Source organism: Terriglobia bacterium, assembly GCA_036496425.1.
Classification (GTDB): Bacteria; Acidobacteriota; Terriglobia; order 20CM-2-55-15; family 20CM-2-55-15; genus 20CM-2-55-15.
The window spans coordinates 1-10,870 of record DASXLG010000364.1 but is presented as its reverse complement, the minus strand read 5'-3'; the positions used below and the strand labels follow the sequence as shown (position 1 = coordinate 10,870).

15 protein-coding genes are annotated in these 10,870 nt (G+C 54.9%); 6 read left to right on the top strand and 9 right to left on the bottom strand.

What is annotated here, in order from left to right; genetic code table 11:
• Positions 1–26 precede the first annotated feature (26 nt).
• From VGK48_26790 to VGK48_26780, 3 genes are all read right to left on the bottom strand, one after another.
• Positions 27–599, bottom strand: coding sequence for a hypothetical protein (locus VGK48_26790; GenBank protein ID HEY2384799.1), 573 nt, complete (start codon positions 597–599; stop codon positions 27–29).
• Positions 600–726: 127 nt separating this feature from the next.
• Complete coding sequence (locus VGK48_26785) at positions 727–1,296, bottom strand: sigma-70 family RNA polymerase sigma factor (protein HEY2384798.1); 570 nt, start codon at positions 1,294–1,296, stop codon at positions 727–729.
• Entirely contained in the window at positions 1,296–1,544 is a 249-nt protein-coding gene (locus VGK48_26780; protein ID HEY2384797.1) for a hypothetical protein, read from the bottom strand. Before VGK48_26780 ends, VGK48_26785 begins: the two co-directional genes overlap by 1 nt.
• A gap of 113 nt (positions 1,545–1,657) precedes the next feature.
• Between VGK48_26780 and VGK48_26775 the strand changes: the two genes are divergently transcribed.
• Positions 1,658–1,954: a hypothetical protein gene (locus VGK48_26775; protein ID HEY2384796.1), complete on the top strand. Its 297-nt coding sequence runs from the start codon at positions 1,658–1,660 to the stop codon at positions 1,952–1,954.
• Between the two features lie 56 nt (positions 1,955–2,010).
• Here VGK48_26775 and VGK48_26770 read toward each other — a convergent pair whose 3' ends face one another.
• Complete coding sequence (locus VGK48_26770; GenBank protein ID HEY2384795.1) at positions 2,011–2,550, bottom strand: hypothetical protein; 540 nt, start codon at positions 2,548–2,550, stop codon at positions 2,011–2,013.
• A 150-nt stretch (positions 2,551–2,700) separates the two neighbouring features.
• Between VGK48_26770 and rpsU the strand changes: the two genes are divergently transcribed.
• The 4 genes from rpsU to VGK48_26750 all read left to right on the top strand — a co-directional run bounded on the left by rpsU (position 2,701) and on the right by VGK48_26750 (position 7,437).
• Positions 2,701–2,901 (top strand): 30S ribosomal protein S21, encoded by a 201-nt coding sequence (gene rpsU / locus VGK48_26765; protein HEY2384794.1) that lies wholly within the window; start codon positions 2,701–2,703, stop codon positions 2,899–2,901.
• A 139-nt stretch (positions 2,902–3,040) separates the two neighbouring features.
• The gene (locus VGK48_26760) at positions 3,041–5,875 is read left to right on the top strand and encodes an FAD-linked oxidase C-terminal domain-containing protein (protein ID HEY2384793.1); all 2,835 of its coding nucleotides are present in this window, start codon (positions 3,041–3,043) and stop codon (positions 5,873–5,875) included.
• A gap of 11 nt (positions 5,876–5,886) precedes the next feature.
• The gene (locus VGK48_26755; GenBank protein HEY2384792.1) at positions 5,887–6,879 is read left to right on the top strand and encodes a hypothetical protein; all 993 of its coding nucleotides are present in this window, start codon (positions 5,887–5,889) and stop codon (positions 6,877–6,879) included.
• A 180-nt stretch (positions 6,880–7,059) separates the two neighbouring features.
• Positions 7,060–7,437: a helix-turn-helix transcriptional regulator gene (locus VGK48_26750; protein HEY2384791.1), complete on the top strand. Its 378-nt coding sequence runs from the start codon at positions 7,060–7,062 to the stop codon at positions 7,435–7,437.
• Positions 7,438–7,444: 7 nt separating this feature from the next.
• On the opposite strand, the gene VGK48_26745 is transcribed toward VGK48_26750, so the two are convergent.
• The gene (locus tag VGK48_26745; GenBank protein ID HEY2384790.1) at positions 7,445–8,449 is read right to left on the bottom strand and encodes a hypothetical protein; all 1,005 of its coding nucleotides are present in this window, start codon (positions 8,447–8,449) and stop codon (positions 7,445–7,447) included.
• On the bottom strand, positions 8,440–9,111 hold the full coding sequence (locus VGK48_26740) for a class I SAM-dependent methyltransferase (protein ID HEY2384789.1): 672 nt from the start codon (positions 9,109–9,111) through the stop codon (positions 8,440–8,442). Before VGK48_26740 ends, VGK48_26745 begins: the two co-directional genes overlap by 10 nt.
• Before the next feature lie 50 nt (positions 9,112–9,161).
• On the opposite strand from VGK48_26740, the gene VGK48_26735 reads away from it, so the two are divergent.
• Entirely contained in the window at positions 9,162–9,692 is a 531-nt protein-coding gene (locus tag VGK48_26735) for a cysteine dioxygenase family protein (protein HEY2384788.1), read from the top strand.
• Here the strand turns inward: VGK48_26735 and VGK48_26730 are convergent.
• The 3 genes from VGK48_26730 to VGK48_26720 form a co-directional block, all read right to left on the bottom strand.
• Positions 9,689–9,823, bottom strand: coding sequence for a hypothetical protein (locus tag VGK48_26730; GenBank protein HEY2384787.1), 135 nt, complete (start codon positions 9,821–9,823; stop codon positions 9,689–9,691). The genes VGK48_26735 and VGK48_26730 overlap by 4 nt on opposite strands.
• 5 nt (positions 9,824–9,828) lie before the next feature.
• Complete coding sequence (locus VGK48_26725; GenBank protein ID HEY2384786.1) at positions 9,829–10,647, bottom strand: flagellar motor protein MotB; 819 nt, start codon at positions 10,645–10,647, stop codon at positions 9,829–9,831.
• A partial coding sequence (locus VGK48_26720; protein ID HEY2384785.1) for a motility protein A occupies positions 10,647–10,870 on the bottom strand: 224 nt, incomplete at its 5' end. The genes VGK48_26725 and VGK48_26720, both read right to left, overlap by 1 nt.

Genomic DNA, 10,870 nt, shown 5'->3' with positions numbered 1-10,870 from the left:
AAGTCCTCTGATTTCGCAAAGCTTCCTCAGGAGTTACCGCGGTGGACGCAAAAGAGAGTGATCTGCCCTTCTGGCAGGTCTACCGAAAGATGATATGTATCCTTCGGTACCTCGTCGAACGAGAACTCACCGACCACATTCGTTCGTGTGCGGTAACGGACGATCCCGTGGGACTCCAGCTTCACGGGAGTATTATCGAAGAACTTCGTGGCACTAGACAAGACCTGTCCCACAAGAGTGATGCGATCGTTCGCTTCCATGGATTCGATCTTCACGTCGACATCCACATCACCCGCACGGAACAACAACTGACGAGGAGGAGCCCCCACCCGGCGTACACCGGCAGGCATCGGCTGGTCGAAGGTATCAAAAACCAGCGAAGCTATGATCTTACGCAGCCCACCGCTCGCCGGCTTCATCACCGGCTGGAAGAGGTTCACACCCCATTCCACCGCCTCGACCGGCGGCTCAAAAGACGCGTCTTCCTGAAGCTGAACCGTCAGATTCTGAAATTCCTGCTTTAACTCTGAACAGTCCTTGCAGCTCGCCAAATGAGTTTCGAGTGTCGAGTTCTCGACATCCGTACCCCTTCCATCCATGTAATTAATTATATTCTCAACAGTTACGTGTCGCATTCCTTCGCTCCTAATTTTTGACATCCGCAAGATTCATACTCTCTATAGTAATGAGCGCCGAGGGGCTATAAAAATACACCTTCAGGAAAATTTATTTTATACCCCGCTCATTCAGAATCTTCCGCAACCGGTTCAGACATCGGGCCCGGATCGGGCCGATACTAGCAACCGGAATACCCAATTTCTCATTAATCTGTTCATAATTGTACTTTTTTACGTCCAAATACAATATTTCTATCAGTGACCGGCAACGGGCCGGAAGTTCCTCTACTGCATCCCGCAACTGCTGGTATCGTTCAGCCAGCAGCCGGATATCTTCAAGCGTGCCCGCCGGGTCCAGCGGTTCGTCGACCTCCGGCTGCTGCCCGAATTCTTTTTGCCTCGTGGTCAGTATCGCAAGGCACTGCCTGGTCGTCGTGGTCGCCAGCCACGTGCTGATCTTTCTATCGTCCTTTACTTCGTGCAAGTGCTCAAGAAGTTTCAGGCACACAGTTTGAAAAACATCGAGCGCATCGTACTGGGGCAGGCCGAATTTAGTTGGAATGGAAAAGATGAGCCGCCGGTAGCGCCACATCAACGTCTCCCAGGCGCGGACGTCTCCGTCCAGACACATCGCAACCAATTCGGGATCGGAATAAGCTCTATATGCCGAACCTTTCACTAGCGCGGCTTCCTTGACTTCCAGAAACTTTCAAGCGCGAAGAAGATCATGACCCCGGAAGAGATAAGAACCATGAGGAAGCGTCCTGTGCCGACCTCAGGTGTGTGCAGGTAGCGGCGATATTCCTGAATCGCCGCAAGGATGAAGGAGATTCCGAGCAGCAAAAATATTCCGCCGATGAACTCCAGCCACAATTGCCGTAACGATCGGAGAAAATCGCCAAAGATGATTTTTAGTTTTTGGCTCACGCGGTCACAAACGTGCTCAGAGATAGAGGGCTAGCCTACCATCAAGGCAGGCAAAGGAAGCGGGTAAATTGTGAATTGACCAGATTCGATCATTGTAAGTAGGATGGACTTAAATGCAACTCGATGAAAATTTGAAGCAGCTGATGAAGGAGCTCGGCGCTGCGATAAATGACGCGTTGTCCGAATCCGAAGAGATCAGTGAAGCGATCCAGAATGTCCGTAACGCGGGATACGACGTATTTCTCGTCCTCGAAGCCACGATCGGTTTCAACAAACGCTCAAAGACCGATGGTGAAGAAGTAACCGCACATGGACTGAAGAGCGGCGAAATGAAACTGAAAGTCACAGCACAGGATCTCAAGTTCCTGCGCTCGCTGAAAATCAGTGTCGAAGACCTGGATCAGCAATAGCCCACATCGCCACCAAATTCGCGTTTATGTCACGCACTTCGATTTTTTCAATTGCATCACGGAATGATCAACCCGCTGGATGGCTGCGCCGGGATTTGAGCGGCATACCTTTCATAAATCCAATCGAGATACCGGCGGCTCTTCGGACGCTCGCTCGAATTAACTTGAGCCACGGCCGTCAGAAAATCCAGGATATCCAGCGCTTCAGATACCTTCAATATCCGTTCGGCGCCTGGATCGGACCGCATCAACTCGTCTAACACCTCCTTGAGACGCCGGAAGAGCGCCTGGCGAACCGGCCCGTCCGGCAACGACTCATAGTAAATTCCCCCGGACAGCGTTTTGAAGGTCTCATGCAGAGCCTTTAGTACTTCAATGACGTCGTGGTCGACAAGCCAGGCGGAACTCATCCGCTCCTCGATGATTGCCAGGCTCAACATATCCAGGATCCCGTAATATTTCTCAACGAAGCCATCGCCAAACCGCTGGATCTTCGCCGCACCTTCGGCATCCGGTATTGGCTTATCTAACTCATAGGAACGGCTTGTTTTAAGATAGGGACAGGACGAAGGGCAGTCGATTTCGACTTCACGCATGGTGCCGCAGCACACCGCGCATATCTTCACATCTTTGGCCGGACAATGCCGTTTTCCGGCACGCTGGGAACATAATGGGCAGGTCGCCATAAACTGTCGAAGTATGTAATAATCATCGGTCTATCGCAACTGGATTGGGGGTGTTAGGGATTGGCAGAGGTTCGAATTCAAGACGGCGAGTCGATTGAAAACGCTCTGCGGCGGTTTAAGCGGAAGGTTCAACAGGAAGACATCGTCAAGGAAGTCAAAAGGCACTCCTTTTATCTGAAACCTGGTGAAAAGAAGCGCGTCAAACAGGCGCTTGCGCGCAAGCGGAGCCGCAAAAAGGTTCGCCGGGAGCCCGTCGAGTAGATCCAGCCACATAAGGGTAGAAAAAGGGAAATCGGGGATTATCGGAAGTTGTATCATTCGAGGTTTCTGCATTTCAAATTTGCAGTGCAGAAACGTCAGATGATGCGACCTCCAATAGTCCCCGATTTCCCTTACTTTCATGAATGAAGATCTTTATCAGGCGCTGAAAAGCCGCATCCGGGGCGAGGTTCGCTTCGACCGCGCTTCGCGGTTGATGTACAGCACCGACGCCAGCATTTATGAAATCGAGCCGATCGGCGTAGTCATTCCGCAGACGCACGAAGACGTGTTTGCGGCCATGGAAATCGCGCACAACTTCAAAGTACCGGTTCTCCCCCGCGGGGCCGGAACCAGCCTGGCCGGACAAACCGTCTGCGATGCCGTCGTCATCGACATGTCGAAACACCTCAATCGCGTGGTCGAGGTGAACACAGAAGAACGATGGGCTGTCGTTGAGCCCGGCGTCGTTCAGGAACAGTTGAACCTGCACCTTCGCCCGCTGGGATATCTCTTCGGTCCCGATACTTCAACTGCCAACCGGGCCACGATCGGCGGCATGATGGGCAACAATTCCGCCGGCTCTCATTCGATTATTTACGGCAAGACGATCGACCACGTTCTCGAGATGGATGTGGTACTTGCATCCGGTGAAGGACGCACGCTTCGCGAGCTGAAGTTCGATCAGGCTGCAGCGAAGGGCGGCCTCGAAGGACGCATCGCCGACATCGTCAGCGCGAATCGGGAAGAGATTGACCGCCGATTTCCGAAGATCATGCGCCGCGTCAGCGGATACAACCTGGACGAGTTCGTCCGCAACGGGAAATTCAATCTCGTCAAAATGATGGTCGGATCCGAGGGGACGCTGGCTGCCGTACACCAGGCGAAAGTTCGCATCGAGCCGAGACCTCCTGCGACGGCGCTGTGCGTGGTGCACTTCGCCGATCTCGTCGAATCGATTCGAGCCGGCGAGATCATTCTGCCGTTCAAACCTGCGGCCATCGAATTGATCGATGACCTGATCATCAACCTCGGGCGCAACTCCCTGGAAATCTCCCGCTTGATGGGCTTCATCGAAGGAAATCCGGCGGCGCTGCTCCTTGTCGAGTTCTACGGTGAGAATGAAGCGGAACTCCAAGCGAAACTCGACGCAATGGAAGCCGCCCTCAAACGCGAGAAGTCGGGTTACGCCTACCTGCGGGCATTCGATCCCGGCCAGCAGACGAACATCTGGAAAGTTCGAAAAGCCGGCCTCGGCCTGCTGCTGGGCATGAAGGGTGAACGCAAACCGATCGCCTTCGTCGAAGACTGCGCGGTCGAGCCGGCAAAGCTGCCGGAGTTCTTCCTCAAATTCCGCGAAGTCATCCGTAAGTACGACACAACCGCAGGATACTATGGCCACGCGAGCGTCGGCTGCCTGCACATTCGACCTCTGATCAATACGAAGGATCGCCGCGATATCCAGATCATGAAGGAGATGAGCGATGAAATCAGCGATCTCGTCATCGAATTCGGCGGCGGCATGAGCGGCGAGCACGGCGACGGACTGGCGCGGAGCCATCTGAACAAAAAGCTTTTCGGACCCCAGCTCTACAAGGCATTTTGCGATGTGAAGGCGGCATTCGATCCGGAAAACCGGATGAACCCAGGCAAGATCGTGCATGCGCCGCCGATGGATCAGAATCTCCGGTATGGCGCCAGATACCGCACGATCGCGATCAACACGCACTACGATTTTTCTCGAGAGGGCGGTTTTGCGACCGCAGTCGAACTCTGCAACGGCGCCGGCGTCTGTCGTAAGAAGAACGAAGGCACCATGTGTCCCTCGTACATGGTGACGCTTGAAGACAAACATTCGACCCGCGGACGCGCAAATCTGATGCGCGAAATTCTGTCCGGAAAGCTGGCCGCGGACGAATTTACCGGCAGGGAACTATACGACGCGCTCGATCTCTGCCTGGAATGCAAGGGCTGCAAGGCGGAGTGCCCGTCGAATGTGGATATGGCGAAACTCAAGTACGAGTTTCTAGCGCATTACAACGAGGCGAACGGAACGCCGCTTCGCTCGCGGATGTTCGCGAATATCCATGCCGCCAGCAAAATCGCGTCGATATTTCCATCTCTTGTGAACTGGGCTTTGACCAATCCCGTTTTCCGTCGAGCGTTGGATCGGTTTGCCGGAATCGATGCGCGCCGGAAATTGCCGTTGTTCGCCAACGAAACGTTTGAATCGTGGTTTTCAAAGCGCGGCCCGTCTGCGGCCCGGGAAAAAAAAGTGCTTCTATTCCACGATACCTTTATCAACTACAACTACCCTGAGATCGGCAAAGCCACGACCCGGCTTCTCGAGGCCGCGGGTTACGAAATCCACATTCTCGAACAGCGGAAGTGTTGCGGCAGGCCGATGATTTCGAAGGGTCTCGCCGAAGATGCCCGGGCGAATGCCGCCTTCAACGTCAGGCAGCTCCATCCATTTGTCGAGGCCGGCTATTCCATCGTCGGCTGCGAACCAAGCTGCATTCTGACCTTCCGCGATGAATATCCGGATCTTGTGAAGAACCATCACGCCGTGGATGTCGGAAAGGCGTCGTTTCTCCTCGAAGAATTCATCGTGAAGGAAAAAGAGGCCGGCCGGTGGACGCTGCAATTCCAACGTCAGGAACCCAAAGCACTCGTTCACGGACATTGCCACGAAAAGGCGTTGATCGGCTCTCGATATCTCAAAGAATCGCTCGCCATGGCCTACACCGTCGAAGAAATCGACTCGGGTTGCTGTGGCATGGCAGGATCGTTCGGTTATGAGAAAGAACACTACGACGTTTCGATCGCCATCGGGCGGCGGCGCCTTTTTCCTGCAGTTGAAAACAATGCCGGAGCGGTCGTCGTAGCTCCAGGTATCTCTTGCCGGCAGCAGGTGGAACATGCCACCGGCCGAAAGGCGCTCCATCCGGCGGAAGCGCTGGTGCAGGCGCTATAGCTGCCATTCCAATGCTTCAAAGCTACATCGAACAACGCGAAGTATTCCTGCACGGCCGGGATAACAACCGCACAACGCTGCCCTTCGAGTGGGGAACCGAACATCTTGGAATTAACCCGAACGGCAACTCCGGCGCCAGCCTGCGAAATTATGTTTCAACGGCATTGCAGGATAGCGACGCCTTCTACAGGTATGAGGCGGGGACGGACTTTCGATTTGACGGGGAAATCCTGCAGTTTCCCAGCCCCATCGAGACGCCGTACCCCGTTAATAACACGGTTTGGGGTAGATTCTTCGAAGCAAGCAAGGACCTGGCGGTGCTGGTCCTTCCGCAATGGAACTGCAAGTGGGAGGGACAGATTCAGCTTTGCCGCGTGCTGCAGCGCGTGGGAATCACATCGCTGCGCTTGAGCCTGCCATATCATCACTATCGGAAACCGCCCCACCTCGAACGTGCGGAGTACGTTGTCTCGCCGAACATCGGCAGAACCATCGCTGCAATCCGACAGGCCGTTCTCGATACCCGCCGCGCCGCCGACTGGCTCCTGGACCGGGGATACCGGCGCATCGGAATTGTCGGCACCAGCGTCGGATCCTGCATCGGATTTCTGGCCTTCGTTCATGACGAGCGATTCTCGACCGGCGCCTTTATCCATGTTTCGAGCTACTTTGCCGACGTCGTGTGGAAGGGCCTCTCAACGAAACACGTCCGGGCGGGGCTTGAGCAAGGAATCGACCTGGAACAACTTCGCTTTCTCTGGTCGCCGATCAGCCCATATCCCTTCATCAAACGCCTGAAGAACGATCGGCGCCGCTTCCTCACCTTGTCCGGCCGCTACGACATGACATTTCTGCCCGAGTTATCCCAACTGGCCCTCGACGAGTTCAAGCGTTTGCAGCTTCCCTACGAAGCCATCTGGCTCCCCTGCGGCCACTATACGATGGGGGTATTCCCCTTCAGCGCCGTGGTCGGTTACCAGGTCATCAAGTGCCTGATGGGATAGCCCTTCTTTCGAGCCGAATGCGGAATCCTGCTGTACCTGCGCGGGAGCGGCGTGAAAGCGTGAAAGCCGATCGGGCTTAAGGTTTCATAAAGAAGTTAACGATAAACAATTTTCTCTTGACGTAGTCGCTGAGTACCGTTAGCGTCGCCCCACCGGGCAATCCATGGGAGAGACAATTATATGGCGTCGGAGCGGCAAGTACTCACGCGCGAAACCCTCGGGCAATTCGAGCAACTGATCCTCACGGCGATCATGACGATCGGGAAGGGCGCCTACGGCGTGCCTATCTACGACGAAGTCTGCAGGCTCGCCGAAAAACGGATCAATTTCGGTTCGCTGTACGTAACGCTGGATCGGCTGGAAAGAAAAGGGCTGGTTTCATCGCGCCTGACCGATCCCAGAAAAGAACCACGCGGCCGGTCAAAGCGGTTTTATCAGATGGAAGCCGATGGGCTCCGGCTGTTACAGGAATCCGTGGCAACTTCGCTGAGGGTTGCGAACGCGCTCAGCGGCAAGTGGGGATTCATTCGAAAGTGGACTCCCAAAGGCCACGCCTAGCGTTGCCTCACCGGCGATCGCTTCGAACGAAGTTGGCCATCGATGCCAGCGATGTGGTGAAGCTGGGCGACCAGCGTATAAACATGCTGGATGAGTCGATCGGAAGCGATGCGACATTGCCGTTGTAATCGGGCCACGCACGAATGTAGTCCTCGACATTCGAAATGTAAAAAACATTAACCGTGGCACCGTGATCTTTCAGATATTGTCCCACTGTTCGAATCGTTTTCGGCCCGGCGAAATCGCCGACCAAAGGAACGATCAAATTCTTCTGATGCATGGCGCGAACGCGTTCGTAAGATTCGTTCGCCGCAAGATAACTCCAGTTCTTGCCCTGACTGTCGGTCATGGTCATCAACGCCGCATACCCCGGGCTCCTAAAGCTGGAGTCAAATGTGATGACACCCTCGCGAAGGAAATCCAGATACATCATTCGAATGCGGCTTTCATCTTCGGGAGTCAGCGGGAAATGATGGCCGTTCTTCAAACGGGTCATGATTTCCTTTAAATGTTCGTCGGCGAGGACAGGGTCCGCAGGCACGGCGGCATAAGCCTGAAACAATGTCCGGACCGGAGTTTCGCTGGTCAATTGCGCAGGCCGTTTCCGTGAAAACAGGTTCGACAGGAATTCAACCCGATTTGCCGACATCTCGAACACCGCCTTGTACATCAGATGTTCCAGCATCATGTCCCGCCGGATGTCGATGATGAATGCAATCTTCGGTTGAAGGGCGGCGATGTAGGTGAAATTCTGCTCGGGACCGACACCAAGATAGGCGCCGCCGGATCTCGGCGTTTTCATCAAGTCCGGCAGAACTGCCTGATACGAACTTTCATTCGATGTGACGATCTCGTACTGAAAGTAGCCGTCTGGCTCGGAAAAACCGGAGACCATCTTCCAGTAATCCGCATCCGCAAGTTCTGCCGGCAGAGTCTCCGCCGCAGGCACAACATGGAGAAAGAGGGCAAAGAATAACGCGAGAACCATCGCAACACCGATTTTCAGCCGCATCGAGGCACCTCGTTCATTGCAGGCCGACGGCCGAACCATTGAAAGATGGATGCGGAGTGGCCATTCATAGTTTGCGCGTCAATTTCATCCAGAGCCATAGATTCATAGCAGCTCAACAACGATTCAATCCACAGACGATCATGATGACGGACAGTAACTCCATCGGCCAGATCAAAAATGCCGTACGTACTGTATTTCTCCTCGTCGCGCCGATAGCGATCCAGATTGCGTTCGTCCGTCTGGAGCCACATATCGCTTATATAAAGGAGGCCCGAAGGCCGCAGGACGCGCGTGATCTCTCGAACGATAGCGCGTTCCGCATCGTTGTCCGGCACGCAAGTAAGCACAGCGAATAGCAGCACGGCATCCACAGACGCATCCGCCATCGGAATGCATCGGAAATCGTCCAGCACATCAACAGAGATTCCCGGATAACGTTCCCGCGCGGCCGCAACCATTGCCGGCGCCGGATCCAGGCCGAGCAGGTTCGAGTAGCCGCTCGCCTGCAAGATACCCAGCGCACGGCCGTAGCCGCAGCCATAATCGAGGATGCAGCTTCCGGACGCGAGCCATTGCCGCAGTCTGGGAACATTCACGGGATGGGCAAATTCTTTGGTGGGCCCAATTCGATTCCAGTACTCCAGTTGCAGATCCGGTGCCACAGCTCACTCCCACTTGATTCCTTGCTGGCGACAATCTTAAGGTAGAAGTGATGGATCTCGTCAGCGCGATCGACGAACTAAAGCACAAAGCCGGGGAAATGCGATTGCCGGAGCTCCGGCGGTTCATCGCCGATCTGAAGGTCCAACGCTCGGACATCCAGCCCCACATTCACTTTACGGAAGAACGGTACGCACGCAACCTGGTCTATAAATGCGAGGATTTCGAGTGCCTGGTTTTATGCTGGCGGCCCGGCCAGCGCAGCCCGATTCACGACCATGCGAATTCGATTTGTACCGTATACACGGTCGAGGGCGTTCTTTCTGCAGACAATTACAAGAAGACGCCGAATGGCCACATCCGCGCGGACTATGCCGAGGATTTCAAGCCGGGATCGGTTCTGAGCATACAGACAACTGAAATCCATCAGGTGTCGAACCTTCAGGGTTCGGCTCCGATGATTTCGCTTCATTTTTACCTGGGTCCGCTGGAAAACAGCTTCCTGTATTCCGTCCAGCAACCTGGACACGAGTTATACCCGCGCAGTTATGCGAGGGTCTTCACCCTCGCCGACGGTATCTAATCGTCGATGTGTTCAGTTTCGATTTTCAGCTTTTTCTTGCAGGGTTCGCAGACCCAGTGATGTTTGCCGTCGATAAAAGCATGGTAATGGATGCCTTTGCCGTCGTCGTCCGGGCAGATGTCGCATTTCATGAATCCTATTTTACTGCGGCCGGCGGCGTTTGGGGTTCGAGTTTGAGAGATCCCGCTCCGAGGACAACCAGATCGACGCGCCGGTTGGCGGCGCGGCCTTCGGGTGTGTCGTTGGACGCAACCGGACGATACTCTGCATATCCGGCTGCGGAGAGCCGCTCCGGCGGGATGCTTCCCGTCGAAATCAGATACTGCAGAAGAAACGTCGCGCGCCGCGTCGATAGTTCCCAATTCGAAGGGAATTGAGCGGTATGAATCGGCGTATTGTCGGTATGGCCCTCGACACGAACACTGAAATTCATCGGCCGCAACGTGGAAGCGATACGGTCGATCGCCGCGAGGCCGTTTGCAGGCATCACCGCGGAACCGGGATCGAAGAATCCTGTTTCAGCAAGACTGATAGTCAAGCCGCGCGAATTTTCGGACATTCTTACGCTCCGGCTCGCCAGTTCTTCTTTCAGTTTCACTTCGAGCTGAGAGCGGATGTCCGCCAGGTCCTTCCTGCCGGGTTCATCCGGCTTGCCGGTGGCAATGAACTGAGCGGCATCGAGTACCCCATGGTCGTTACCGATAATGGTCTTGGTGTCGGCAGGGAGGACGCCGTCGTCGTACAGCGGGACGACCTTGCCTGACGGCGAGAAGACTCCCATCTGCTTGAATGCGACCTGCACGGCGTTGGCGACCTGGCCGGTTTTCTTCTGGTCCGAGTTCGAAGCGGCGAACAGGACCACAAAAAACGCAAACAGGAGCGTGATGAAGTCTGCGTACGAGACGATCCAGCGTTCATGGTTGACGCGTTCGGCGGGTTTCTTTCGGCGAACCATTATGCGGCCGCTTTCCTGGCGCCGGCTTTACGCGCGACCTGATCGGCGCGCAACTTCTGGTATTGTTCGTCCAGGAACGACGTGAGCTTGCTTTCGATCAAGCGAGGATTCTGGCCTTCCAGGATGCCGAGCGTACCTTCGAGCATCATTTCCTTGATGATCATTTTTTTCCGGCCCTTGAATTTCAGCTTGGCGGCCGCCGGAAGAAAGAAGATGTTCGCCG